The organism is Clostridium sp. ATCC BAA-442, from assembly GCF_964239415.1.
Taxonomy (GTDB): Bacteria; Bacillota; Clostridia; order Oscillospirales; family Oscillospiraceae; genus Flavonifractor; species Flavonifractor plautii.
The window spans coordinates 85,931-110,984 of the sequence record NZ_CAXSQB010000002.1 but is presented as its reverse complement, the minus strand read 5'-3'; the positions used below and the strand labels follow the sequence as shown (position 1 = coordinate 110,984).

The 25,054-nt window shown below is 59.5% G+C and carries 20 protein-coding genes and 1 pseudogene; 3 read left to right on the top strand and 18 right to left on the bottom strand.

Annotation, left to right across the window (positions count from 1 at the left end):
- Window positions 1–21 precede the first annotated feature (21 nt).
- Genes ACESY8_RS01615 through uxaC form a run of 6 tightly spaced genes read right to left on the bottom strand, consistent with a single transcriptional unit; the run spans window position 22 to window position 5,440 of the window.
- Window positions 22–861, bottom strand: a complete 840-nt coding sequence (locus tag ACESY8_RS01615) for a sugar phosphate isomerase/epimerase family protein (RefSeq protein WP_007490547.1) — start codon at window positions 859–861, stop codon at window positions 22–24.
- Window positions 858–1,697: a sugar phosphate isomerase/epimerase family protein gene (locus tag ACESY8_RS01610; RefSeq protein ID WP_082382928.1), complete on the bottom strand. Its 840-nt coding sequence runs from the start codon at window positions 1,695–1,697 to the stop codon at window positions 858–860. The genes ACESY8_RS01615 and ACESY8_RS01610 overlap by 4 nt, the downstream gene beginning before the upstream one ends.
- Window positions 1,698–1,700: 3 nt before the next feature.
- On the bottom strand, window positions 1,701–2,450 hold the full coding sequence (locus ACESY8_RS01605) for a cupin domain-containing protein (protein ID WP_007490550.1): 750 nt from the start codon (window positions 2,448–2,450) through the stop codon (window positions 1,701–1,703).
- A gap of 51 nt (window positions 2,451–2,501) precedes the next feature.
- Window positions 2,502–3,254, bottom strand: coding sequence for a cupin domain-containing protein (locus tag ACESY8_RS01600; RefSeq protein WP_054339192.1), 753 nt, complete (start codon window positions 3,252–3,254; stop codon window positions 2,502–2,504).
- A 27-nt stretch (window positions 3,255–3,281) separates the two neighbouring features.
- The gene (locus ACESY8_RS01595) at window positions 3,282–4,007 is read right to left on the bottom strand and encodes an amino acid ABC transporter ATP-binding protein (protein ID WP_024723630.1); all 726 of its coding nucleotides are present in this window, start codon (window positions 4,005–4,007) and stop codon (window positions 3,282–3,284) included.
- A gap of 2 nt (window positions 4,008–4,009) precedes the next feature.
- The gene (gene uxaC / locus ACESY8_RS01590) at window positions 4,010–5,440 is read right to left on the bottom strand and encodes a glucuronate isomerase (RefSeq protein ID WP_195484599.1); all 1,431 of its coding nucleotides are present in this window, start codon (window positions 5,438–5,440) and stop codon (window positions 4,010–4,012) included.
- Between the two features lie 348 nt (window positions 5,441–5,788).
- On the opposite strand from uxaC, the gene ACESY8_RS01585 reads away from it, so the two are divergent.
- Entirely contained in the window at window positions 5,789–6,463 is a 675-nt protein-coding gene (locus ACESY8_RS01585; RefSeq protein WP_024723631.1) for a GntR family transcriptional regulator, read from the top strand.
- A gap of 61 nt (window positions 6,464–6,524) precedes the next feature.
- Here ACESY8_RS01585 and ACESY8_RS01580 read toward each other — a convergent pair whose 3' ends face one another.
- The 6 genes from ACESY8_RS01580 to ACESY8_RS01555 all read right to left on the bottom strand — a co-directional run bounded on the left by ACESY8_RS01580 (window position 6,525) and on the right by ACESY8_RS01555 (window position 14,171).
- A complete protein-coding gene (locus ACESY8_RS01580; protein WP_054339193.1) occupies window positions 6,525–8,006 on the bottom strand; it encodes a UxaA family hydrolase in 1,482 nt (493 codons plus the stop codon).
- Entirely contained in the window at window positions 8,003–9,457 is a 1,455-nt protein-coding gene (locus ACESY8_RS01575; RefSeq protein ID WP_039996922.1) for a tagaturonate reductase, read from the bottom strand. The genes ACESY8_RS01580 and ACESY8_RS01575 overlap by 4 nt, the downstream gene beginning before the upstream one ends.
- 529 nt (window positions 9,458–9,986) lie before the next feature.
- Window positions 9,987–10,769, bottom strand: a complete 783-nt coding sequence (locus tag ACESY8_RS01570) for an SDR family NAD(P)-dependent oxidoreductase (protein ID WP_007490565.1) — start codon at window positions 10,767–10,769, stop codon at window positions 9,987–9,989.
- 52 nt (window positions 10,770–10,821) lie between these two features.
- Window positions 10,822–12,192: a GntP family permease gene (locus tag ACESY8_RS01565; RefSeq protein ID WP_024723634.1), complete on the bottom strand. Its 1,371-nt coding sequence runs from the start codon at window positions 12,190–12,192 to the stop codon at window positions 10,822–10,824.
- 63 nt (window positions 12,193–12,255) lie between these two features.
- Window positions 12,256–13,113 carry an acetoacetate decarboxylase family protein gene (locus ACESY8_RS01560; protein ID WP_054339196.1) on the bottom strand — a complete coding sequence of 286 codons (858 nt, stop codon included), beginning with the start codon at window positions 13,111–13,113 and terminating at the stop codon, window positions 12,256–12,258.
- Window positions 13,114–13,139: 26 nt separating this feature from the next.
- Window positions 13,140–14,171 carry a ketopantoate reductase family protein gene (locus ACESY8_RS01555; protein ID WP_054339197.1) on the bottom strand — a complete coding sequence of 344 codons (1,032 nt, stop codon included), beginning with the start codon at window positions 14,169–14,171 and terminating at the stop codon, window positions 13,140–13,142.
- A 344-nt stretch (window positions 14,172–14,515) separates the two neighbouring features.
- Between ACESY8_RS01555 and ACESY8_RS01550 the strand changes: the two genes are divergently transcribed.
- Window positions 14,516–15,859, top strand: a complete 1,344-nt coding sequence (locus ACESY8_RS01550) for a sigma-54 interaction domain-containing protein (protein ID WP_007490573.1) — start codon at window positions 14,516–14,518, stop codon at window positions 15,857–15,859.
- A 121-nt stretch (window positions 15,860–15,980) separates the two neighbouring features.
- Window positions 15,981–17,096 (top strand): 4-hydroxybutyrate dehydrogenase, encoded by a 1,116-nt coding sequence (locus tag ACESY8_RS01545; protein ID WP_007490575.1) that lies wholly within the window; start codon window positions 15,981–15,983, stop codon window positions 17,094–17,096.
- A 115-nt stretch (window positions 17,097–17,211) separates the two neighbouring features.
- Here ACESY8_RS01545 and ACESY8_RS01540 read toward each other — a convergent pair whose 3' ends face one another.
- The 6 genes and pseudogenes from ACESY8_RS01540 to ACESY8_RS01515 form a co-directional block, all read right to left on the bottom strand.
- Complete coding sequence (locus tag ACESY8_RS01540; protein WP_044938727.1) at window positions 17,212–18,195, bottom strand: hydroxymethylglutaryl-CoA lyase-like TIM-barrel protein; 984 nt, start codon at window positions 18,193–18,195, stop codon at window positions 17,212–17,214.
- A gap of 11 nt (window positions 18,196–18,206) precedes the next feature.
- Complete coding sequence (locus ACESY8_RS01535; protein ID WP_007490580.1) at window positions 18,207–19,499, bottom strand: GntP family permease; 1,293 nt, start codon at window positions 19,497–19,499, stop codon at window positions 18,207–18,209.
- Between the two features lie 18 nt (window positions 19,500–19,517).
- Window positions 19,518–20,783 (bottom strand): annotated as a pseudogene (locus tag ACESY8_RS01530) (hydroxymethylglutaryl-CoA reductase, degradative); the annotation flags it as partial.
- A gap of 222 nt (window positions 20,784–21,005) precedes the next feature.
- Window positions 21,006–22,544: a sigma-54 interaction domain-containing protein gene (locus tag ACESY8_RS01525; RefSeq protein ID WP_434307876.1), complete on the bottom strand. Its 1,539-nt coding sequence runs from the start codon at window positions 22,542–22,544 to the stop codon at window positions 21,006–21,008.
- Between the two features lie 577 nt (window positions 22,545–23,121).
- Entirely contained in the window at window positions 23,122–24,141 is a 1,020-nt protein-coding gene (locus tag ACESY8_RS01520) for a Gfo/Idh/MocA family protein (RefSeq protein ID WP_024723641.1), read from the bottom strand.
- 7 nt (window positions 24,142–24,148) lie between these two features.
- Complete coding sequence (locus ACESY8_RS01515; protein WP_138308216.1) at window positions 24,149–25,042, bottom strand: sugar phosphate isomerase/epimerase family protein; 894 nt, start codon at window positions 25,040–25,042, stop codon at window positions 24,149–24,151.
- Window positions 25,043–25,054: the final 12 nt, after the last annotated feature.

Here is a 25,054-nt window from a genome sequence, read left to right as displayed (position 1 = left end):
GACATCTGCCGGAAAATAACGTCAATCGTCCTCCACAAACCGCTCCAGAACCCGAAGATTCCGGCGGTCGGCGGCATAGGGATCGGAAAAATAGTGCTCGTCGGCCACCTCCTGCACCAGATATCCGGTATAGTGGTGGTCGTTCATGGTCTGAATCTGCTGGGCCAGGGCGGTGTTGCCATCCCCCCAGACGTTATGCAGCCAGGGATCTCCATCCAAAAAGTGCATGTGGATCAGCTCGGCTCCAAAGGCCCGGAACCAGTCCCCGAGAGTCTCACCCGCCGCGCCGGTGGCAATGTTGTCCACCATCATCTTCAGGCTGGGGTGTCCCACCTCCCGGTGCATCCGGCGGGCCCGCTCCAGGTTGCAGACCAGGTTGCTCTCGTCGTCCCGGAGGGACTCCATGACCAGTGTCACTCCACAGGGCTGGGCCACCTGACACAGCCGGCCCAGGTGATCCCGGCAGCGGTTCCACATGGCGGACTCGTCCTCTCCCTGGTAGCCCCAACCGGAGTTCACCACCACCCGGTCGGCCCCCAGCTCGGCGGCCAGATGGATGGCGTTGGAAAAATATCGAAAGGAGTACTCCAGGTGGGCGGGCTCCTGGGCGGCATACTGGTACTGGTAGGCAATGCTGGGGGCGGTGACCGACACCACCCGCACGCCGTGGGCCCTCAGCTTGGCCCTGAGGGCAGAGATATCGTCATAGCCGGTGTGATCCAGCCAGAAGTGGGCGGCGCCGCACCACAGCTCAATCTGCCCGATACCCAGGCGCTGCTGGCAATCCAGGAAGAAGTCCATGGAAAAGCGGCGGTAGTGCTGGTTCATGTTGACCAGCTGACTGCGTTTGATGCCTCTCATTCCGCCCCTCCTCTCAGGACCTCCAGGGCCCGCTCCTCCGGCCAGGAGGGCCGGCCGGCATAGCGCTCCCCCGGCAGCAGCAGGGACACCGGGCCGGCATAGCCCGCCGCCTCCAGCTCCGCCCGGTAGCGCTCCATGGGCAGCACACCCTCGCCCCAGGCCCGCCAGCCGTGGTAGTTTCCGTCGCACAGGCGCACCAGGCCGGTGTGCTCCCCCAACCGCTCGAACCACCGGGGGATGCTGTCGCCCCAGGTGCTCATAACGTTGGTGTCCAGGCACACCCCCAGGGCAGGGCTGTCCACCCGGCGGAGCAGCTCGGAGAGCTCCTCCAGCCTGCCCAGCACAGGAGACTCTGCAATAAGCGGGGTCTCCGGCCCCATGACCGGAGCCAGCAGCAGGCGCACACCTGCGGCCTCCGCCTGAGGACACAGCGCGGAAAGCAGTCCGGCGGCATTCCGCCGCAGAGCCTCCGGCTCTATATCCCAGCAGGCCCCCGCCGCCCCCAGCACCAGCCGTCCGGCCCCCAGCTCGGCGGCCAGGGCGATGCATACCCGGTAGTAGTCCAAGGTGGCCTCCCGCTGCCGCCCCGGCGGAGCGGTGAGGGAGTAGCGGTAGGGGGGCGGCGTGAGCACCCGGACGGGAAGACCCGCCTCCGCCAAGGCGGCCCTGAGGGGGGCGGTAGACTCATGTCCCGTGTGGCTGCACCAGAAGTGGGGTGTCTGTGGCACGAAATCCACGCCGTCCAGACCAAGCCGTACCTCCGCCTCCAAAAACGCGGCAAGCGGGACGCGGCTGTACGGGCCGTTGGAGCCCAAAAGGGGCCAGGTCGCCCTCATGACTTACTTAATCTCGCCGGGATAGCCGTTCTCGCACAGCTCAAACCACACATAGGCGAACCGCTCGCCCTCGGCGCACTCGCTGCCGTGGTGGGAGCCGTGGGGGGTGAAGGTGATGTCGCCGCCCTCCACGTGGATCTTTTCATCCTCAGCGGTGTAGGTGAAGGAGGCTCCGGGGAGCATGATGTACCACTGCTCCAGCTCGTTGTGGATATGCTGGCCGATGTAGTTAGGGCCGGTGCCGAAGTTGGCGCCCATGGACAGGCGGCCCAGGTTGCGGTGCTCGATCATCATCATCTGCTGGATGTCGGCGCCGGTAAAGTCCTCCTTGTAGTGCCACGCCTGGGACACGCCCCGGAACCGGGGCAGGGTCAGGTGGGCCTCTTTCAGGCAGGTCTTGTCGTAGTCGTTGAGCTCGGTGACGAAATGGACGATCTCCATGCACTCCTTGGCATCGGCCGCACAGTGGAAGGTGAACTGCTCCTTGTCAAAGTCGGGCACAAACACAGAGACCTCCGTGATGTTGAACACGCGGCGGGGGGTGGCGATGTAGCCCTTGCCGGCGGTGATCAGAAACACCTGGTTGTGCTCCGTCTTGGAATAGAGGGCGGGCGAGAGCTCCGCGCCGGGCTGAAGGGAGATGCGCTCCACTGCCGCATCCTTGTAGGCGCCCTCCAGAACAGGCACCCGGGACACCCCATCGGTATACTCGTGGCGGATGTCGGCGCCCTTCGAAATTTTAACCAAAGCCATGGTACATTCCCCTTTACAATAAATTAAGCCTTTGAGTCAATGTGAATTGGCTTACTTGATCTCGCCGGGATAACCGTCGATGCACATTTCAAACCAGATGTAGTCGCACTGCCTGCCGGCCTCCACCTTGCTTCCGTGCCAGAAGCCGGTGGGGGTGAAGGACAGGTCGCCGCCGGTCATCTTTACTTCCTCGCCGCCGGCGGTGTAGATGAACTCGGAGCCGGGCAGGGGGAAATACCACTGGGCCAGCTCGTTGTGGATGTGCTGTCCGATCTCGATGGGGCCGGTGCCGCGGACGCAGCCCATAGACAGACGGCCCAGGTTGCGGTGCTCCAGCAGCATAATGGAGGTGGTGGTGTCGTTGTCCTTGAAATCCTCGTCGTAGGTCCAGCCCTCAGAGATACCGCGGAACCGGGGCAGTACCATGCGGGACTCCACCAGGCAGGTCTTGTCGTAGTCGCTCAGCTCGGTGATGATGTGGAGAAACTCCAGGGGCTGCTTGCTGTCCGCAGAGCAGGTGATGGTGAAGCGCTCCGCGTCAAACTCAGGGACGAATACGCCGGGCTCCCTGATGTTCCACGCCTGACGGGGGGTGGTCACATAGCCCTTGCCCTTGGTGAAGATAAAGAGCTGGTTGTGCTCGGTGACGGAGTAGACCTCCGGTGTGATGGAGCAGCCGGGCTGCAGGGCGCAGTGGGCGAAGTGGGCCTGGTCAAACTCCCCCTCCAGCACCGGCACACGGGCATAGCCGTCCACGAATTCGTACTTGACGCCGCTGTAGCGGGTCACCTTGATCTGAGACATGTTTGCTTCCTCCTTGAATGGTTTGAATCAGAGCATCTTGCTCAGGAAATCCTGAAGACGCTTGTTCTTGGGATGGGCGAAGAACTCCTCGGGCTCGCTGTCCTCCACAATGCGGCCGCCGTCGATGAAAATCACCCGGTCGGCCGCCTCGCGGGCAAAGCCCATCTCGTGGGTCACTACCAACATGGTCATACCATCGGCGGCCAGCTTCTTCATCACGTCCAGCACCTCGCCCACCATCTCGGGATCCAGGGCGGAGGTTGGCTCGTCAAAAAGCATGACCTCGGGCCTCATGGCGAGGGCCCGGGCGATGGCGATGCGCTGCTGCTGTCCGCCGGAGAGCTGGTTGGGGTAGGCGTCCCGCTTATCCTCCAGACCCACGGTCTTCAGCAGCTCCATGGCCTGGCTCTCGCACTCCTTCTTATCCCGCTTTTTAACCAGGGCGGGGGCCAGCATGATGTTGTCCAGCACCGTCAGGTGGGGAAAGAGGTTAAACTGCTGGAACACCATGCCCATACCCAGGAGCACCTTGTTGGCGCTCCTGGCGTCGGCGCTGACCAGATCCACATCGTGGTAGAGGATCTGTCCCCCTGTGGGCTTTTCCAGCAGGTTCAGGCAGCGCAGAAAGGTGGACTTGCCGCAGCCGGAGGGGCCCACAATGGCCACCACCTCGCCGGGCTGGATCTCGATGTCGATGCCCTTGAGCACCTCGTGCTTGCCAAAGCTCTTCTGAAGCCCTTTGACGCTGATCATACTCATACCGTATCTGCCCCCCGTAAGTGATACTGCTCGAAACCGAAGTAGTGGATGCTGTTGCGATAGGATATCCCGGCCACCAGCCGCTCCAACGCGGCGGGGTCATCGGGGAATTCGCCGTCCTCCACCCACCGGCCGATAAGGTTGCAGAGGATGCGTCGAAAGTACTCGTGCCGGGTGTAGGACAGGAAGCTGCGGGAATCGGTGAGCATCCCGATAAAGTTGCCCAGCAAGCCGCCTGCGGCCAAGGTGGTAAGCTGGGCCTCCATCCCCGGCTTGTGGTCGTTGAACCACCAGGCGGAGCCGTGCTGTAGCCTCCCCGCAGTACCGGGCCCCTGGAAGCAGCCCATCAGGGCCACCAGCGCGGCGTTGTCGCTGGGCTCCAGGGAATAGAGGATGGTGCGGGGCAGCTCCCCCGTCTCATCCAGCCCGTCCAGGAAAGCAGCCAGTGCCGGCAGGTTCACCCCAGGGCCGATGCTGTCGTAGCCGGTGTCCGGCCCCAGCAGGCGGTGCATACGGTGGTTGTTGTCCCGCTGGGCGGCGAAGTGAAGCTGCATGGCCCAGTCCCGCTTGGCGTAGCCCCGTGCCAGGTGGGTCAGCAGCGCCCACTTATACTGCCGCACCTCCTCTTCCGTCACGGTTTCTCCCGCCAGGCGGCGCCTGACCACGCCATCCAGTTCCTCCGGGCGGGCCGGGGCGTACCGCAGGTTGTCCAAGCCGTGGTCGGACACCTTGCAGCCGTGCTGTGCGAAGAAGTCCATCCGGTTATCCAGGGCGGCCAGCAGGCTCCCCCATCCGTTGATGTCCACCCCTGCGGCGGCGGAGAGCCGGGCCAGATAGTCTGGGAAGTCCTCCTTTTCCACGTTAACCGCCTTGTCCGGCCGGAATGCGGGGAGCACTTTGGTTTCCAGGGTATGGTCGGCAGCCAGCCTCTGGTGCCATTCCAGGGTGTCCGCCGGATCATCAGTGGTGCACAAAAGGGTCACATTGGATTTACGCAGGATCTCACGCACACTCAGGCCCCCGCCGATGACGGCGCTGCAGTGCTCCCACACCTGGCGGGCGTTGGCCGCCGTCAGGTGTCCCGTGTAACCGAAGTAGCGCCGCAACTCCAGATGGCTCCAGTGGTACAGGGGATTGCCCACCGCCTGCTCCACGGCGCCGGCCCAAGCCTCAAACTTCTCATAATCCCCGGCATCGCCGGTGATATACCGTTCGTCCACACCATTGGCCCGCATCAGCCGCCATTTGTAATGGTCCCCCTCCAGCCAGAGCTGGGTCAGGTTGTGGAAGATCCGGTCCTCCGCGATCTCCCGCGGGCTCACGTGGCAGTGGTAGTCCAATATGGGCAGACGTTCCGCCACCTGATGGTATAGATACCTCGCCGTATCACTGGTCAACAGAAAATCCTCATCCAGGAATGGTCTCATGGCTTTCCATCCTTCCTAGTCCGCCGTTTCCCGATGCGCGGGCCCGCCGGCCGCCCTGCTTTCCGCAGGAGTCCAATCTGTTTTATAATATATTTGTGATATATCTCTAGCCCAAAATGTAGCACAGTTCCCTCCATCCGTCAAGACATAAACCGATAATTTTGCCAAGATAGCCATTTCCCATCCTTAAATTTTGTAAATAAAGCACAAAAATTATCCATTTTTCCCCACTTTAAAGCCTTGACCCCTGGAAAAGATGCTGGTATAATGACACCAACGATGTTGTAAGTACAGCCATTTTTCTATGTGTCTGTCATATATCACATAGAGTATCAGGAGGATATGCCAATGGCGGCAGTGGTGGATAAACGGCGGGATAGTCTGTCGCAGGTCGCGTATGACCAGATCAAGACGATGATTCTGCAAAAAGATTTGACCCCGGGACAATTCATCAATGAGGCACAGCTCCAGGCGCTGCTGGGGCTTGGACGTACTCCCGTCCGGGAGGCGGTTCTTGCCCTGGCTCAGGACAAGCTGGTTCATATACATCCCCGCAAAGGGATTGAAATCAGCCGCCCCACGCTCAAGGACATCCATGATATCTTTGAAATTCGCTCCCTGCTGGAACCTCTGATTCTCCATCAGTGCTTTCACCAGGTGGATCTCCAGTGGGCGGTGGACATGCGCACGCTGCTGCTCCAGCATCAGGACGACGAGGCCGGAAACGCGGGCCAGACGGCTGCGCCGCTTATTGAACTGGACAACGAATTTCACCTGAAGCTGGTTGACACACTTCACAACCAATATGCCTCCCAGCTCATGCGCAGCCTCACGGAATATCTCAACCTCATCCGCATCACAGCCTGGCGTCCAAGCCGTTATCAGGTCAGTAACCGGGAGCATATTGATATCCTGAATGCCATTTTAGAGCGCCGCCCGGAAGATGCCTGCCGGTTGCTGTCCGAGCACATTCAGCTCTCCTATCAGGAGGCCATCAATACCATGATTCACTGTTCCTTTTAGTGCGCAAAAATCCCCGCCGCAGATTCTCTGCGGCGGGGATTTTTATCTGCTCCCATATCGGTTAAAGAGTAACGCCGTCCTTCCAGATGGCGATCTCCCGATAGCCTGCGGCCTCAGCACGGGTGGGGGCGCCGGAGGCCGTGTCCAGCACCAGTTGGAGCAGCGCCTGAATGTGGGGCTCCCAAGCGTCCCCCTGGGCCAGGCCGCCTGCGTCGTAGTCGATCCAGCCGGCCTTGCGGCTGGCCAGGGCGGTGTTGGTGGCCAGCTTCAGGGTTGGCACCGGCGCGCCGAAGGGAGTGCCCCGCCCGGTGGTAAAGAGGATCAGGTGGGCCCCCGCCGCTGCCAGCCCGGTGGCGGACACCAAGTCATTGCCCGGTGTCTGGAGCACCGTCAGCCCCCGGCGGCGCACAGTTTCCCCGTAGTGGAGCACATCCGCTATGGGTGTGTTTCCCCCTTTCTGGACACAGCCCAGGGACTTCTCCTCCAGGGTGGTGATCCCACCCGCCTTGTTGCCCGGCGAGGGGTTCTCATAGACCACCTGCCCGTGGCGGGTGAAGTAGTCCTTGAACTCCTCCACCAGCGCGGGCAGGGCCCGGGTCACCCCCTCGTCGGCGCAGCGCCGGAACAGCACCCCCTCCGCCCCGAACATCTCCGGCACCTCCGCCAGCAGGGCGGAGCCGCCCATGGCGATCACCCGGTCGGTCACCCGGCCCGCCAGGGGATTGGCCGTGATGCCGGAAAGGCCGTCGGAGCCGCCGCATTTCAGCCCCACCACCAGCTCATCGGCCCCCACCGGCTCCCGCCGGTCCGCTGCCGCCCGGTCGGCCAGCTCCCGCAGCAGACGCTCCCCCTCGGCCAGCTCATCCTCCACGGCCTGGCACTCCAGGAAAGCCACCCGCTGGCTGTCCCAGCGGCCCAGCCGCTCTTGCAGCACGGCAATGCTGCTGTTCTCACACCCCAGCCCCAGCACCAGTACACCCCCGGCATTGGGGTGGCGGATCAGGCCGCAGAGGATGGCCCTGGTGTGCTCCTGATCCTCCCCCATCTGAGAGCAGCCGTAGGGGTGGAACCAGACGTGTACTCCGTCCACCCGCCCCCTAGCATAGTCCTCCACCCGCCGGGCCATGGACCGGGCCACGCCGTTAACGCAGCCCACGGTGGGCACGATCCAAAGCTCGTTGCGGATTCCCACCCGGCCGTCCGCCCGGCGGTAGCCCTGAAAGGAGCGGGGCCGCAGGGGGGCCGGGGCCCCACCCCCCACCTGAGCCTGGGGAGCGCCCGCCCCATCCAGCCGGGTAGCCAGGTTGTGGGTGTGCACCCACTGGCCCGGCTGGATCTCCGTCCTGGCCCGTCCGATGGGATAGCCGTACTTGATCACATCCGCCCCAGCGGGGATGGCGGTCAGTGCGAGCTTGTGCCCCTGGGGAATGTCCTCCCGGGTGGTAACGGAAGCCCCCTCCACCGCCACGCGGATCCCCGCCGCCACCGGCTCCAGGGCCACGGCCACGTTGTCTGTTGGCGCAATACGCAGGCAGCGGCTCATTTCAGCGCCTCCTTCCCGCAGGCCTCCAGCGCCGCGGCCATGCCATCGGCCCGGATGCGGGCCATGGCCCGCCCCGCGGCGGGGACGAAGCCGGGCAGCTCTGTCAGATCCCGGCCCCAGAAGTCCACCCTGGCGGCAAAGGCGGCGACCAGCGCCTCCGGTCCGTCCGCCTGGCGCCGGGCGAAGAAATCCAGCACAGCCGGCTCGTCCCGCACTGGGCACCCCTCCCCCTCTCCCCGGCTGTAGAGGGCGCAGAGGGCCGCAAAAGAAAATACCAGCCGGAGGGGCAGCGCCCCCTGCCGGCGGTGGAAGGCCTCCACGCTGGGCAGCACCCGCGCCCGCCACTTGGAGACGGAATTGAGGGCAATGTCCACCAGGCGGTGGTCCACGTAGGGGTTGTCAAACCGCTCCTCCACCGCCAGGGCGAAGTCCTCGCACTCCGCCCGGGGGAGGGAGAGTGTGGGGATAATCTCCTGAAACAGCGCCCCATCCAGGAAGTTCCTCAGCCCCCGGTCCGCCATGCAGGTGCGCACCAGCGTGTGCCCGGAGAGGAGGGCCGCCGGGGTCAGGACAGTGTGGCCCCCGTTGAGAATGCGCACCTTCCGCTCCCGGTAGGGGCGGTGATCGGCCACAAAGCGCACGGGCAGACCGGCCTGCTCCGCCGGGAACTCCCCCTGCACCCACTCCGGAGCCTCAATAATCCACTGGGCGAAGGGCTCCGCCACATCCAGCAGCTTGTCCTCCAGGCCTGTGGCCTCCGCCACCGCCCCGGCCTGCTCCGGGGAATAGCCGGTAACAATGCGGTCCACCAAAGTGCTGCAAAAGGCGTTCTCCTCCTCCAGCCAGCGGAAAAAGCCCGCCTCCAGCCCCCAGTCCCGGGCGTGGCGCAGTACGCAGTCCCGCAGCGTCCCGCCGTTGTCCGCAATGAGCTCACAGGGAAAAATGATGTACCCCGGCAGTCCGGTCTGGTAGCGTTCCCACAGCAGCCGTGCGAGCTTGGCCGGGAACCCTGCGGGGGGGCGGTCGTCCATCCGGCTGGACGGCTCGTAGACGATTCCTGCCTCGGTGGTATTGGAGAGGATAAAGCGCATATTCGGATTATGGGCCGTGCGGAGAAAGGCGTCATACTCCTCAAACACGTCCACCGCCCGGCTGATACAACTCACTATCCGGCACTGATCCACCGTCTCCCCGTTGCGCCGCCCCCGCAGGCAGAGCTGGTAGAGCCCCTCCTGATCGTTGATGCGGCCGGTCTTTCCGGCAGAGGCGGGGGGAACCACCACTACCTTACCCTGAAAGTCTGTACGCTCGTTCATCACGTCAATGAAATGTTCTGCGAATCCCCGCAGAAAGTTTCCTTCACCGAATTGGAGTACCCGCTCAGGGGCCTGCCGCAGCAGGTATCCGTCATATCTCCCCTGTTCCAGCGCCGTATAAGTGAGACGTTCCACAAAAACCCTCCCTATTATCCAGATGTCCCCTATGATAATATAGGCACTTCTGTTTGTAAAGAGCCCCACCACTAATTCGGGTCTGAAAAGCGTCTACACGCTCCAAACGTCCATAAGCCGCTCATCAAAAAAAGCAGTTGACTGGGCGGACACCAGGAACGCAATCCGGGACGCAGGGGCACTTGTCAGCGTGGCTCCCCCCAGGCGCCTGCACCAACGCGGCCACCACCTCCCAGCGCCATGCGGCCGGGGAATGAGGGGCGTCCGCTCTCGGTTAGCTCCGGAATCCTGTAGGGTTCACGGTTTGGGGTAGTGCCAGAATGCAAAGAAAGCCAGTGAATAAATTTAAAATCTGACAGAAGCAGCCGGAACACACACATCCCGGCTGCTTCTCTCTGGTTTCAAATATAGAGTATTTATAACTTTGACTTCCGTACAAGTAAGAGCCATCTGTCAAATGGAGCATCTGTGGAGGCTGTCCTATACAAGCAGATGATAAAGAAACAAATTTACCATTTGCCTTCCTCGGTCAGATCTGCTTTCCCCAGGGAGCGCCGATATCCTGGACACAGAGCTTTCCGCCGCTGACCTCGATTGCGGCGCCGGTGATGAATGCCGCAGCATCGGACGCCAGAAAGGTGTAAACACGAGATACATCAGAGGGGACTCCGAAGCGCTGTAGCGCAATCTGGGCACACAGCTTTTCCCGGTTGGCAGCGATACGCTCGGCCGCAATTGGCGTCTGAATCAGGCCGGGCACCACACAGTTGACCCGGATACCCAAGGGGGCCAGCTCACCGGCAGTCGTCTTGGTCATGTTCACAATGCCCGCCTTGGTAGCTGCGTAGGCAATCTTCTGTGTGGCAGGAATAAGCGCCATGTAGGATGAGGTATTGAGAATGACGCCGCCGCCAGTCCGTCTCATGTAGTCGACTGCCACATGGGTACCCCAAAATACGGAAGTCATGTTGGTGCTGATAACAAAGTTCCAGTCCTCCACCGTGAGCTCCAGGAAGGGCTTGGTGATATTCCCTCCGGCGTTGTTGATCCACACGTCGATACGGCCAAACTGCTGAAAGACCTTCTCGCCCAGGGCGCTGATATCTTCCGGCTTGGATACGTCCACGACTTGGGTGTGGACCTGAAAGCCCTCGGCCTCGAACCGCCCGGCGGCTTCCGCCAGCTTTTTCTCACTGCGTGAGGCGATGGTCACCTGGCAGCCCTCCCGGGCAAACTCCATGGCGGTTTCCTCCCCGATACCGCTGGAGCCGCCGGTAACAACGACGACTTTTCCGTTCAGATTGAGCTCCATAACAATATAGACTCCTTTCTGCAAATGTTCAAATCCATTTTTTCTAAATCCACTAAACAGCAGGCAGAATACCCAGTTGGAGCAGTACAGCACAGGCACAGGTTGTGACGATGGGAATGACCAGACAGACCATGGCATAAGAGGGGTAAGACTGGCGGTGATTCAGGCGGCACACCTGAAGGTTATTGACAAAGCCGCTGACGTGGGGCATGGAGTCCAGTCCGCCGGAGGACATGGCACCAATGCGGTGAATGACGTTGGGAGACAAGCCGAGCCCCAGGAAGTAATCCTGCATGTTTTCCAGAGCGATGGAAAGGCCGCCGGAGGAGGAACCGGTGAGGCCGGCCGCCACGTTCACGGCGATAATCAGCTTGAAAATGGCCGGGCCCGGGATACTGGTCAGAGAGCCCAGGATCAGTTGATAGCCGGAGACCGCAGCCACCACGCCTCCAAAGCCCACTACAGCACATGTGGTACCGATGGTGGAAATGGAATTCACCGCGCCGGCTGCCAGAGTGGCCTTGAGGTTATCCAGGCGGCGCAGGATCAGGCCGAACAGGATCAGACATACCAGAATGCCGCAGGAGAGCGCGATAACCGCATGCAGCTTGCAGACATTGAGCACCAGAAGCAGGACAACCGGAGGAATCAGGGCCAGCAGCAGAGGTATGCCGACCTGGCTTTCTCCTGCGGCGGCTTTCTTTTCATCCTCATCCCGGTAGGCGGCCTTGACTGCTTCGCCGGAGGGGCGGAAGCCCTCACCCCGGGCGCGGGCGCGCTTGAGTATAAAGGCTGCCCAGAGAACACACAGTAAAATCTGAATAGCAGCGCCGGTCAGGCCGATGGCGGCCCCCGCCATTGGCGTAGTGCCCAGATACTGCGTGGGAATAATGTTCTGAAGCGCTGCCGTACCGGGGAGCATGGTCATGGTAAAGGTAGCTGAACCGATGCCGTGGAAGGTAAGGTAGTGCCGCCAGGGGATGTCCAGCTCCTCAAAGAGCTTGCGGCCGATGGAGATCAGGGTGAAGATGACGACAAACAGGCTGACGCCGCCATAGGTCAGAACCGCTACAATGGCGGTGATCATCAGACCGCCGACCAACTGCTTGGTTCGCTGGCTGTGAACGTGGTTGACCACGCGCAGCATGGAGTAGGCGATGGTGTCGGCCGCTCCGGAATCGCCCATGAGCTTTCCAAAGACGGCACTAAGCAGAAAGATCATAAAATTATTTTTTGCAAAGTCAGCGAACTTGGTCATATAGGAGTCTGTAATCAGCGGCAGAATGTCGGTGCCGGCAAAAACGGCCACAACCAGTGCGGCGATAACAGAAACGATAATGACATTATAGCCTTTGAATGCCAGGAAAACCAAGATGACCATGCCCAACAGGATACCGATCAGGCTGATAACGCTGGGGGACATACAATCACTCCTTCCGTGGTAATGCGCTCCTTCATTCTCTTTGCTTTTGCTTCTCCGCAGGCCTCACATGACGGTGGTCTGCCCATAAAGATCGCCCAGGGTATAGCCCTCCGAACGTACCGCGCCGACGATCCGCTTGACTGGCAGACTGCCCAGAGCCTGTGCCACATGGTACTGGGTGGGCATATCCTCCCAGGTGGGTATATGCCAGCGCACCTGACCGCCCATATAGGTCAGATGATCCGCCGGATACTTCTTTACGTCGTCAGGCAGCTTGGCTGCTTTAGGATTCAGGCAGACATATTCCGCATCCGCCTGAGTGAAGCCGCCGCCGGTACGCGGGATGTACTTATAGTGCATGATGCCCTGACTATCCGGGTTATTCAGCACCCGTTTCAGCTCCTCCAGATTCTCCGGCTGGCGGTTGGCATCAAACTCCAGCTCCAGAAAGCGGAATCCCCAGGAGGTCAGCTCCGTCTTTGATACCCCCCCGTACGTATGGATGTCGTCGATGGAGGCAAATATCTTGCTGTAACCGAGCTGCTCCCGGCCGGTAATAATGGGGTCGGCATGGTTTTCCCACATAACCAGAAGCAGGTTGCCTTCCACCACCCCCTTTTCTCCATGGAAACGGGTGGGCACAGAGACGCCGGTAAGGTTGTATCCGTGTCCAGCCAGCCAAGCCACGTCCCGCAGCATGTTCATATTGATGATGACGTAGGGGGCAGCCAGCTCGAACCGCTGGGGCAGGACAGCGGACAGGGCCTCCGGATCACTTTCGTAGACAATAGTATGCTTGGTCAGTCGCGTAGCCTGGTCATAGATAAAGCGCTTCCCCTCTTTGTTCTGTCGGGGAGTTACGCAGGGCCCGAAATGAACCGGCATTTGGTACATCAGGCTGTCGTTGCGGACGTAGGACATAGGTTTTCCTCCTTTTTGTCTCTTTCTTATTGCAACTCCGGCAGGACAAACAGAGCCAGGTTGCCGAATTCCGCTCTACGGCGGCCCTCCTCTATATCAGTAATTATCTTCACTACCAGGTCGTTGAACGGGGTGGGAACACCGTACTTGCGGCCCATAGCGCCGACATAACCGTTAATCATCTGGATCTCCGTCTTTTTCCCCCGCTCAAGATCCTGCAACATGCTGGCCTTGGCAGTGCGTAGGGGATAGTAATTGCGGTAGATGTATCCCTTGGACCGCTCTAACTCCTCCTTCGTTTGGAAGTCGGCGATCTCTGCGGTATTCAGTCCGTTGGTATCCGTTAGCTGGAAGCCCGCGGCCCGCGCTGCATGGACCACCTCAGCCGCAAGATAGGAGGTGCAGGCCAGCGCCTTTTCACTGGAGATTACCGACTCAAAGGTACAGCCCAAGGCCGAGGACAGGCCACTCATGCAGCAGTTGAGCATCAGCTTGAGCCACCGGGCCCCCATCAGGTTGTCGGTAATCTCCACCTTGCCGTTGTCCATATGGCCCAAAACCTTGGCCACCGCTCGGATGCGGTCGGTAATACGTCCGTCGATCTCCCCGATCTCAAACAGAACCGTGCGGGCGGAGAGGGCGTTGGTCAGCTCGGAGATACCGGGCTCCACAAACGTGGCCCCCCAACGGCAGGCTCCGCCTACTGTGCGGTTCCGGCCGACGAACTCGGCCACAGCTAATTCCGGCACTCCGTTCTGCAAGGTACATACCGTACTGTTCTCTCCCAAATGGGGCAACAGCGCCCGAAGGCTCGCCTCATTGTTGGTCTGCTTGACCATCAGAAACACCAGGTCATAGACCCCTTCCATCTGCTCCGGCAGCAGTGCACGGACCGGGACAGTCAGCTCTGCACAGCCAACAACGCCGGCCCCTTTTTCGTTGAGTGCATCCACCTGGGCCGGATAGGAGTCGATTAGATCCACCGGGAACCCGTTTCTGGTAAGAAAGGCACCCAAGACGGTTCCCATTGCTCCAGCGCCCATAATTGCCGCTTTCATCAATTGCAGTCCTCCTTCTCCTTGCTAAAATCGTGTGACAGGACATAGGTCGTGTCTGACCACCTTAGGAAGCAAACCGGATGCCAGCCCGTATCCCCCTGTTTTTCGCCCCTGTTTCGGCCACTTCTCGAGGCAAATTCACGACTTCCCGCCGGAATTGCACATTCAGGGCATGACAATGCAATTTTTGTGCAAATGCTCACTCAGGAATCCTTGTATTTCAATGTGCAGTTCCAATTTCGCCTGTGCAACCCACTACAATTGTGGTTGATTTTTTGCCCTCCATTTGATAGTTTTAAAGGGGAAACGCATAGGAGCAGAACGCATAAGGAGGGCTGGAAGCTATGGCAAGCAATCTGCCCGGGCTGGAAAACATCCTGGATAATCTGGATGTTGGAATTATCATCTTTGATAACAAAGGGACATACCTGTTTGTCAATAAGACGCTCCTGCAATACACAGGGCGAACCCGTCAGGACTACTTAAATCACACGGTATATGACTTCATCGCAAGCGGACTCTACAAGGAGAGCGTCGTAGACAAGGTCTACCACGAGAAGCGGGCTGTCACGCAGATTCATGTTACAGTTTCTGCCGACGGGAAACAGGTGGGCCGTCTGGTAACCGTGTCCCCTATTTTCAACGCGCAGGGTGAAATTGTATACGCCATCTCCTGCCAGATCCAGGTTGATGCCATGAACCAGAAATACAGCCACGCCAAGGCCATCAACGCCATTGCTACAGGAATACGCGGCAATTGGGACGACCGCAGAGAGGTGATTGCCAAAAGTCCCTCCATGGTGGGCGTTCTGAGGCAGGCCGCACGTGCGGCGCAGAGCGACGCTTCCGTGCTCCTTCTGGGAGAATCCGGAACCGGGAAGGAGATCGTGGCCCAGTATATCCACCAGCACAGCCCCTACAGAAAAAAGCAGATGGTGGCTATCAACTGCACCTCTCTCCCCGAATCCCTATTGGAGGCGGAGCTCTTCGGCTATGAGAAGGGTGCGTTCACCGGGGCCGCCTCCGGCGGAAAGATCGGCCTGATTGAAGCCGCCGCCAACAACACCCTCCTTCTTGATGAGGTAAACTCCATGCCGCTGTCTCTCCAGGCCAAGCTGCTGCGGGTTCTGGAAACCAAAGCGGTTATTCCGGTAGGCTCAGTCAAACCGCGGGCCGTGAATTTCCGGCTGATCTGCGCCTCTAATGTGGCTCTCGCTCAGTGTGTCAAGGAGGGAACGTTCCGCATGGATCTGTATTACCGTCTTAACGTCATTCCCATCACCATTCCGCCTCTCCGAGAGCGCCGGGAGGACATTACTCCCCTGGCCGACTACTTTTTAGACCACTTCTGTCAGAAATACGGTCTTCAAAAGGAATTTTCAAGCCGCGTCTATCAAATCCTGAATCACTACAAATGGCCGGGAAACATCCGCGAACTGCGCAACCTTGTAGAGCACATGGTGGTTATGAGCGAGTCATCCGTGGTCAAAATCAACCAGATTCCCACAGGCATGCTTCAGCTGGAGCCTCCCTCCCCGGAATCCGGCCCGGAATGCCTCAATGAGGAGTATCTCCGCATTCAAATGGCACTCCGTCTGCACGGCGGACACCGCGAAAAAACCGCCCAATACCTTGGTATCTCCCGCCGGACATTGCAGTACAAGCTCAAAAAATATGGCCTGCTGTAAAATTGCACCCGCTCAGAATTTCTGAGCGGGTGCAATTTGGCATATATTTTGCATACAGACAACAACAGATACCACATCTGTTTTGCAGACAAACCAAGCTTGAAAGGATTTGAGAAACACCATGGTAGAACTTCTAATCCGCCCCACGCTTCACCGCTTTGAGACCTGTCTGGACTTTGTAAAGGAATTTCATCCGGGAGAACGGGACCTGGTTCTGACTAATAAATACATCTACGAGCCCTACCTCGGCCAGATGGGACTTCCGGTTCACACCATCTATCAGGAGGAATACGGCGCCGGAGAACCCACCGATGTGATGGTAGACGCCATTCTGGCCGACGCGGCCAGAATGGGCTGTACCCGTGTCATTGCCATTGGCGGCGGCACAGTGCTCGACATCGCCAAGATCCTGGCAGTCTCCAGCGGCGAGGGGGTAGACACCCTGTTTGACAGGGCCCCCGCCCTGGATAAGCGGCGGGAGCTGGTGCTCATCCCCACCACCTGCGGCACGGGCAGCGAGGTGACCAACCTCTCCATCATCGCCCGCACCCGTCTGGGCACCAAGCTGGGTCTGGTGAGCCCGGCCATGTATGCCGACCACGCGGTGCTCATTCCCCAACTGCTGGAGGGGCTGCCCTTCGGCGTGTTTGCCGCCAGCTCCATTGATGCCCTGGTGCATGCGGTGGAATCCTCCCTGTCCCCCAGGGCTACCCCCTACACCAAGCTGTTCGGATACAAAGCCATCGAAATGATTCTCCATGGCTACCAGCGCCTCGTGTCCGAGGGCCGTGAGGCCCTGCATATCCTGCTGGATGATTTCCTGGTGGCATCCAACTTCGCCGGCATTGCCTTCGGCACCGCCGGCTGCGCGGCGGTACACGCAATGAGCTATCCGCTGGGTGGAAAATACCATGTGGCCCACGGCGAGAGCAACTACGCCATGTTCACCGGTGTGCTGAAAAACTATCTGGAGCTCCGCCAAGATGGAGAAATTGCCGTAATGAATGAATTTCTCGCCCGCCTTCTGGGCTGCGGCACCCAAGCCGTATATGACCGCCTAGAAGAGCTGCTCAACCAGCTTCTTCCAAAACGGTCCCTCCACGAGTATGGCGTCACCAGGCAGGACCTCCGGGACTTTACCCATAGCGTCATCACTGGCCAGGGCCGCCTGATGGACAACAGCTTCGTCCCCCTGGACGAGACTCGTGTGCTCAAAATCTATACCGAGCTGTTTTGAGCAGCGGACACCGACGGGCAACCGCGCCATATACGCTCCGGGTGTCCCTGCGCTTAGAACTTCAGTCTCCAGCCCAGCCCCATACAAACCGAAAGACCTCCGCCGGTGGCTTCTGTTATGCTCCCAAACCGGAACGCACCGTGCTGGTAAAGGAGTAAAGCGGACGGCCCAGCATCTTTTCCAGATTGCGGCCGAGAGCGTAGAGCCTCTCCTGATCCACGCCGGTATGGATACCCATGCCATTGACCATAGTGATAAAGTCTTCGGTGGATACCAAGCCGGTGCGGCAGGTGTCAAAGTAGTAATCCCCCGCGCCCTTAACCGGCACACCATCCAAAAAGTTTGCCACCTGGCCGCCGATGCCGCCCACGGTGCAGTCAAAGGTGCGGATACCAGCCAGCATGGCTGCGTAGTACCCGGCGATGCCCATGCCGCGAATATCATGGATATGGAAGGAGTGCCGTGCGGGGTCTGGGTGCTTTTCCAAAATGACTTGGAAGTAGTCTGCAATGTCCCTGGGTGTAGCGATACCGTCGGAATCGGAGTGCTCTACCTCGTCAAAGCCGATATCAAACATACGATCCACAAATTCGTAGGCCCGTTCGATGGATACCTTCCCCTGGATCGGGCAGCCGAACACAGTGCCGATGTTGCCAGCCACCCTCTTGATGCCCATATCGTGGAGGGCCTTCACGTTCTTCTCTGCCTCGTCAAAGAGCTGCTGGTGGGTACGGCGCATGTTCTTCATGGCGTATGCTTCGCTGGTGGCAATCTGGCCTGTGAGCACCCGGTCGATCTTGGCCCCCCGATCCAGCAGGCCGCCCACCCGCTCGATGGCCTTGGGGGTGAGGGCCAGAACGGTATACTCCACGTCCACGTCCTTGGGAAGCTTGAGCAGCAGCTCGTCTACGTCCTTAAACTGCGGCACATAGGCCACATGGCTGATGGAGCCCACCTCCAGGCGCTTAAAGCCGGCCTTGATCAGCCTGTCAGCCAGATAGAGTTTGGCCTCCAGGGGCACATAGTGTTCCTCATTCTGAAGCCCGTCCCGCATGGTGATGTCGATAACGTCAATCTGTTCAGGCAATTTTAGTTCCATGATATAACTCCTTATGAGATGGGATAGAGCACGGTCCCCAGGGCAATGGAGAGAAACATGCCGGCCAGGGTAAAGACAACCGTGGGGAAGAAAATGTACTTATAGCTCTCCTTGTGACTTTGGCCGCAGATAGTCAGCAGGGTGATTACCGCGCCGTTATGGGGCAGACTGTCCAGGCCAACGGAGGCGGCGGAGCCCACCCGGTGCAGGATCTCCGGGGCCAGGCCCAGGGAGATGTATTTGTCCGCCATGGCGGACAGGGCGATACCCAAACCGCCGGAGCCGGAGCCGCAGGCGCCGGCCAGAATGGTGGTCATCAGGCCGAAGGCCAGCAGGGGCGGGATATTTTCCAGACTGGTGGCGAAATCCAGCAGCTTCTGAAATCCCTGAGAGGCCTGCACAACCGAGCCGAAGCCCACCACCACCGCAGTGTTGATGATGGCGATGGCCGAATTTTCGGCAGAGTAAGAGAACATGTCCAGCACACCGTGGACATTCCGAAAGAACAGCACCACGCACAGAAGGATGCCGCCCAGCATGGCCACGACCACATGCTGCTTGAACACGTTGAGCAGGATCAGGATGAGCACAATGGGCAGGATGGCGATGATCGGGCTGGGCAGCCGCACCATGGATGCCGCCTTGACCAGGCTCTGGGTAGTGGCCTCGTCCTCCACAAAGCAGTCCCCCCGGGCCCGGGCCCGACTTGCCTCCCACAGGAAGTAAACACACACCATGAGCATGACAGCAATTCCGGTGATCACGCCCACCAGAGGGGCCGCCATGGTGTTGGTCCCCAGATAGGTGGTGGGGATCACATTGACCAGATTGGGCGTGCCGGGAAAGTTTGCGCAGGCAAAGGTAAAGCAACCGCCGGCAATCGCGCCGGGCAGCAGATAGCGGGGCAGGTTGGCCTTCTTGAACAGGGAGAGGGCAATGGGATACAGGCTGAACACCACCACCAGAGTGGTGACACCGCCATAGACCAGCACTGCGCCGGAGAAAATGACGCCCAGGATGGCAAACTTCTCCCCCAACAGCTCAGCCAAGAATTTGGCAATGGAGGCAGCCGCCCCTGTCTCCTCCATGACCTTTCCGAACAGGACGCTGAAAAAGAAGAGCAGGAAGTTGTCCCTCACAAATTGGGCGGCCCCTGTCATATAGGTATCGGTGACTGCGGTCACCACCGGCTGACCGGATAGGAGGGCCATGACTGCGGCGGCGGCAATGCCCACCACCACGATGTTGATCTTACGGAAGGTGAGAACGATCAGCAGCGCCAGGGACACCAGAATGGCTAACATACGCGTGCCTCCCTCCGGTTACTTCTGATACTGTTTGACCAGCTCCTGGGCGTACTCCAGCCGGACATTTTTTTCAGATACCATCTGCTTTACAATTTTCTCCAGCAGCTCTCCGGTGGCGCCGGCGGTGGCGGCCAGGTTGCGGGCGTGGAGGGACATGTGGCCCCGCTGAATGCCCTCGGTGGCCAAAGCCCGCATGGCGGCCATGTTCTGAGCCAGGCCCACGGCAGCAATGATCTGGGCCAGCTCCCCGGCGGTCTTGACGCCCAGCATCTTCACTGCCACCTTGGCGGCGGGGTGAATTTTGGTGGCGCCGCCCACGAGGCCCACGGCCATCGGCATCTCGATGGAGCCCACCAGATCGCCGTCGGCGTTCTTCTCCCAGGTTGCGAAGGGGGAGTACTGTCCGCTGCGGGCGGCGTAGGCGTGGGCACCGGACTCGATAGCGCGGGTGTCGTTGCCGGTGGCAATGACCACGGGGATGATGCCGTTCATGATGCCCTTGTTGTTGGTGGCCGCCCGGTAGGGATCTGCGGCGGCAAAGGCATAGGCGGCGATCATTTTATCGACAACCTCTTCCCCGCCAATGGCGTCCTTCTTGAAGACGGCGCGGGCGCGGGCGATTCGGTGGTCTGCCAGGTTGGAGAGGATACGCAGCTCGGCGCGGCCGCCGGTGAGCTCCTCCAGGAAGGGTGCCACGGCCTCGGCCATAGTGTTCACCGCGTTGGCGCCCATGGCATCCCCGGTGTCCACCAGCAGGTGAACCACCACCATTGGGCCCACCAGGGAGTCCAGCACCCGGACCTCCACGTCCTTCACGCCGCCGCCCAGCTTCACCAGCATGGGGTCCCTGGCGTTGCAGATCTCGGCGATCTTCTCCTTGTTCTCCAGGATCTTCCCCTTGGCGTAGAAGGGGGCAGGCACGTCCAGCAGTTGGATCTGGGAAATCATGACACTGCCGGTATAGTCGGTAGTGAAGCCGCCGCCAGGCCGGGCCATCTTGGCTGCATTGGAGCAGGCCGCCACCACGGATGGCTCCTCCGTAACCATGGGGATGACGTAATCCTTGCCGTTGATTACGAAATTGATTCCCACGCCCATGGGGAGCGTAAAGCGGCCAATTACATTCTCAATCATGTGGTCGGCCTTGTCCATGTCCAGGGAATCAGCCTCCTTCAGGATGGCCTGCTCCTCCGGCGTCAGTGTACAGAACTCGGCCACCTCCTTCATGCGCTCCTCAACAGAGAGTTTGAAAAATCCGGAATAGCTGCTGCTCTTCATGGATGTTTTTGCCCCTTTCTTTTAAATAAAATGTGTGAAGGCTTGTGTTTGTTTGGACACCCACAAAAAAAGCAACTTGCGTGCCAACTCCTGACCAACCGCCACTTTCCCTTGGGCCCCTAAGAAAACAGGCGGGGTAGTCCTGCGTATGATACGCAGGACTACCCCGCCTGTGTCAAATCTGTCCTTTTATTGGTGTCAAATTTGTCTCTTGTGCCATTTTTGTCACGGCTGAGTTTCCGACCATTTGCGGTAAAATGTGCGCCGGCTGATGCCCAGCCGGTGGGCAGTCTCATCCCTGTCTCCGCCGCACTGCTCCAGCACCGCCCGCAGCAACTGTCCCTCAAAACGGATGGTCTCTTCCCGCAGGGTTCCATATTGCCGCGTCTCTGCGGGCTGGGCCGCCTCAACCGTTCTGGCGATCGTGCCCAGAGAAAGGTCGGCCGGGTCGATCTCCTCCTGACCACACAGAATGACGGCCGACTCGATGCAGTTTTGGAGCTGCCGTACATTACCCGGCCAATCATAGGACAGCAGCGCCTGTGCGGCCCCTCGGCTGATAACGGCCGACTTCTGATATCGTTCGTTGTAGCGGTCCAGAAAGTGATAGGCCAGAGGGAGAATATCGCCCTGCCGTTCCCGCAACGGCGGTATGGAGAGGGGCACCACATTGAGGCGATAGTACAGGTCGGCCCGAAACCGTCTTTGTTCTATCAGTTCCTCCAGGGGCTGATTTGTGGCCGCCACAATTCGCACATCCACCGCCACGTTTTCTTCCCGCCCGACTTTCTCAATCTCCCCCCCTTGAAGCACCCGCAGCAGCTTGCTCTGCATTATCAGGGGCATATCCCCCACCTCGTCCAGAAAGAGGGTACCTCCCTGGGCCAGCTCAAACTTGCCCAGCTTCCCCCCTTTCCTTGCCCCTGTAAAGGAGCCCTCCTCATAGCCGAACAGCTCGCTCTCAATGAGCGCCTCCGGGATGGCAGCGCAGTTGACCGTTATAAAAGGCCTATTTCTTCGGGGACTGGCTTGGTGAATCAGCTTTGCAAAGCCCTCCTTGCCCACACCATTTTCCCCCCGAATAAGCACCGTCGCGTCGGTTTTGGCGGCGGTGACAGCACGGGACAAAAGAGTGCGAAATTGAGGGTCCTGTCCAATCATCTGAAACCTGGAGAGCTCTACATCCAACTGGCTCGTCAATTCCTCGGCCACCTGGGTGATCCGTTCCACTTCCATGCCAAGACGGTTGAGTTCCGTCACATCCCGGAAGATGGAGAAGGCCCCGGCCACCACACCGTTCCGCCACACGGGAAACATGCGCATAGATACATATTTCCCCACCGACTTGATGCGGTGCCACTTTCGGGCGTCGGGCTTTCCGCTCTCCAGCACCCGAAGCAGCAGAGCATCCGGCTCAATGACATGCATATCCCGCCCGATGGTCTTGCGCATGGGTACTCCAATGATGCGGCTGTACGCCTCATTTTCATAGCAAATTCGACCTTCCCGGTCCAGCACTACCACGCCGTCCTCGATGGCGTTGAGCAGTTCATTCAGGTCCAGCTCCACCGCACGGCGGACCAGAAAGGCCAGTTGGCTGCCTGCCAGCTCCCCCACCTTATCCCCCAGTTCATTCACAACCTCATAGACCACGCCTTCATCCACCGCCTCTGGAGGCAGATGATGAATCTCCGTCTCCTGGGGTAATGATGGTTCTAAGCGTTCGGGCCCGACATTGGTTTTCATGATCTCCCGCAAGGTCATCGCGTCCCACCCCCTGTTGCCGCGTAGATTCGTGCCTGAAACGGTTTTGTATATTATATACTTCTTTTTCAAAGAAACGCAACTGTTGGAACACCGCATGCTTTGCACCAAAATAATACCGGTGGGAACTGGATGCAGTGAAACGCTGAACGGGGCACTTGAAGTGCGGCAAGGGCCCCAAATCCCATACGTCGGCCTCAGTCTGAGGGCAAGGTCATACCCATGACAGGGAGTTTTGAACGGCAGTTGGCCTCGTGTGGGCCAGCTTGGCCTGCGAACAGACTCAGGTGGTCTCCTGAAGCAGCTCCGGTCAGCAGAGCCCACCTTAGGCTTACGCCCACGCAACCACCGCTTGCCAGCGCCAGGCAGCCATGGCGGCATTCCGCTCTCTGTCAGTCTCCAGTCATGACTGCTCCAAAATCCCGTACGGATTACGGCTTGGGTAAAGCCCAAAAAGCAAAATTCAGCCTAAGAAGGGGACAAACGCAAAACAAAACCTGTCAGAGCCCATGGATTCCGACAGGTTTATGACTGCAAAGAATGAATGTATGGTTATTCCCGAAGTTTATTATTTTATTTATTTTAAAGGCAGATGTACGACCTCGCCGGTGGCGGCGGACAGGTCAGCGGCAAAGACAATTTCCTGAGTTTTGACCGCATCGGACATAGGGCAGTCTGTCTCCCTGTCGTGGATGATGCAGTCCAGGAAATGGGCTGCCTCTTCAGGGAAGGGGTGGTGCTTCACATCACCGCTGTTAGGGGTGAGCACCGGCAATTCCATGTAATCCCGCTGCTCCGTGATCTGGCCGGGCGACCACAACTTTTCATTCCAGAGGGTGCCCTTGGTGCCGCACAGGTGAAGATTGAACACATAGGGACTGATGAAGTCATAGCTGCTGCCTACCTTACCAACCGCACCGTTCTTGAATTTCAGGATAATGGAGATGGTACCGTCAAACTCGAGATCCGTGCGCATTTTGCTGGACTGGGCGTAGACGGACACCACCTCGTCCTGCATAAACCACCGCATGGCATCCACGGCGTGGCAACCGCCGGCCAGCAAGGAGCTGCCCCCTACGCTCTTTTTGCACGTCCACTGATAGCAGGGAATATCACCCATAACCCGGTGGAAATAGTCGGTCTCCGCGTACTTCAGTTCGCCGATGAAGTCCTTCTGAATCTTCTTGGCGGTGACGAACAAGGGGTTGTAGTGGAGAACATAGCCCACCAGCGTCTTGACTCCGGCCTTGCGCACCGCCTCATCCATTCGTTTCGTGTCCTCCCAGGTGAGGGCCACCGGCTTTTCAATCAGGATGTGTTTCCCCGCCTCGGCAGCCAGAATGGTCTGCTCACAGTGCATATCGTTTGGCGTGCAGATGACCACAATGTCTACATTGGGGTCCTTTAGACCTTCCTGATAGTCGGTGTAGACCTTACAGCGGCCCTCCAGGCCGTACTCCCGCATTTTGGCCTCCCCCTTCTCCCGGCTGCGGGAGACAATAGCCGTCACCTGAGCCCGCTCCGTCATTTCAAAAGCCCGGATGTGCTCGCCGGACACCCACCCGGTTCCCACAATCATGACACCGTATTTTTTCATCCTGTTTTCATCCTTTCCTTCCATTCATTTGACACAGCTCCCGCAGGGTCTCCAGCGCATGGCGGAGGGTGCGCTCCACCAGGTGATGGGCCGGCGGGATCAGCTCCACAATCAGATCCCCGTCAAAGCCGATGTCCCGGATAGCCGCCATCACCGCCGGATAGTTTACATCCCCGTCCAGCAGGTTGGTAAAACCGTTGATGTTGTCCACCGACATGCGGTAGTCCTTGCAATGGAACTCCAGAATCCGTCCGCCCAGGGTACGGATCCACTGCTCTGGGTAGCCGAAGCGCCGGGCGTTGGCTATGTCAAAGCAGATGCCCACATTCTTCCTCCCCGTCTCATCCACAAACCGTGCCAGCTCCAGTGGGCTATACAGCATGTTATTCCAGACATTTTCGATCATCAGTCCCACCGACGGGGCATAGTCGGCCAGTTCAGACACTCTCTCCTGGGCGGTGGTGTAGGCCTCCTCGTATGCCATATCCTCAGTGGCCACACCCGGGATCACCAGAGCAGAGGCCGCTCCCAGCACCTGAGCTGCGTCCAGCATCCGCCGGACTGCATCCATGGACTTTTGGACGACCTCCGGCTCCCGGGCTGTCAGGGGATAGATGGAGAAGCTGATGATGCCGCCCACGCTGCATAGAGGAATCCCCACCTCCTCTGCCATGCGGCGCAGTTGGAGAAACTCCGCCTCCCCTGCGTGCTCGTGCAGCAGCCGGTTGAAATAGCCGCTGATATCCAGGGCATCGGTGACACTCCCCACCGCCGGGCCGGGCTTCCGGTCGGCGGTCAGGCAGATCTCCATGCAGTCATAGCCCAGTCCCTTGGCCCGGTGCAGGGCCTCCGACACATCGCAGGGGGCTGGAAAACAGAATTGATTGATTCCGATGCGCATTTGCCCGCTCCT

Bases quoted from the DNA above. Each gene is read 5' to 3' on its own strand.
- ACESY8_RS01520 (WP_024723641.1), bottom strand. From the start codon at position 24,141: ATGAAAAAATACGGTGTCATGATTGTGGGAACCGGGTGGGTGTCCGGC.
- ACESY8_RS01570 (WP_007490565.1), bottom strand. From the start codon at position 10,769: ATGGAGCTCAATCTGAACGGAAAAGTCGTCGTTGTTACCGGCGGCTCC.
- ACESY8_RS01585 (WP_024723631.1), top strand. From the start codon at position 5,789: ATGGCGGCAGTGGTGGATAAACGGCGGGATAGTCTGTCGCAGGTCGCG.
- ACESY8_RS01550 (WP_007490573.1), top strand. From the start codon at position 14,516: ATGGCAAGCAATCTGCCCGGGCTGGAAAACATCCTGGATAATCTGGAT.
- ACESY8_RS01600 (WP_054339192.1), bottom strand. From the start codon at position 3,254: ATGTCTCAGATCAAGGTGACCCGCTACAGCGGCGTCAAGTACGAATTC.
- ACESY8_RS01560 (WP_054339196.1), bottom strand. From the start codon at position 13,113: ATGTCCTACGTCCGCAACGACAGCCTGATGTACCAAATGCCGGTTCAT.
- ACESY8_RS01540 (WP_044938727.1), bottom strand. From the start codon at position 18,195: ATGGAACTAAAATTGCCTGAACAGATTGACGTTATCGACATCACCATG.
- ACESY8_RS01595 (WP_024723630.1), bottom strand. From the start codon at position 4,007: ATGATCAGCGTCAAAGGGCTTCAGAAGAGCTTTGGCAAGCACGAGGTG.
- ACESY8_RS01545 (WP_007490575.1), top strand. From the start codon at position 15,981: ATGGTAGAACTTCTAATCCGCCCCACGCTTCACCGCTTTGAGACCTGT.
- ACESY8_RS01610 (WP_082382928.1), bottom strand. From the start codon at position 1,697: ATGAGGGCGACCTGGCCCCTTTTGGGCTCCAACGGCCCGTACAGCCGC.
- ACESY8_RS01535 (WP_007490580.1), bottom strand. From the start codon at position 19,499: ATGTTAGCCATTCTGGTGTCCCTGGCGCTGCTGATCGTTCTCACCTTC.
- ACESY8_RS01605 (WP_007490550.1), bottom strand. From the start codon at position 2,450: ATGGCTTTGGTTAAAATTTCGAAGGGCGCCGACATCCGCCACGAGTAT.
- ACESY8_RS01515 (WP_138308216.1), bottom strand. From the start codon at position 25,042: ATGCGCATCGGAATCAATCAATTCTGTTTTCCAGCCCCCTGCGATGTG.
- ACESY8_RS01525 (WP_434307876.1), bottom strand. From the start codon at position 22,544: ATGACCTTGCGGGAGATCATGAAAACCAATGTCGGGCCCGAACGCTTA.
- ACESY8_RS01565 (WP_024723634.1), bottom strand. From the start codon at position 12,192: ATGTCCCCCAGCGTTATCAGCCTGATCGGTATCCTGTTGGGCATGGTC.
- ACESY8_RS01615 (WP_007490547.1), bottom strand. From the start codon at position 861: ATGAGAGGCATCAAACGCAGTCAGCTGGTCAACATGAACCAGCACTAC.
- uxaC (WP_195484599.1), bottom strand. From the start codon at position 5,440: ATGAGACCATTCCTGGATGAGGATTTTCTGTTGACCAGTGATACGGCG.
- ACESY8_RS01555 (WP_054339197.1), bottom strand. From the start codon at position 14,171: ATGAAAGCGGCAATTATGGGCGCTGGAGCAATGGGAACCGTCTTGGGT.
- ACESY8_RS01580 (WP_054339193.1), bottom strand. From the start codon at position 8,006: ATGAGCCGCTGCCTGCGTATTGCGCCAACAGACAACGTGGCCGTGGCC.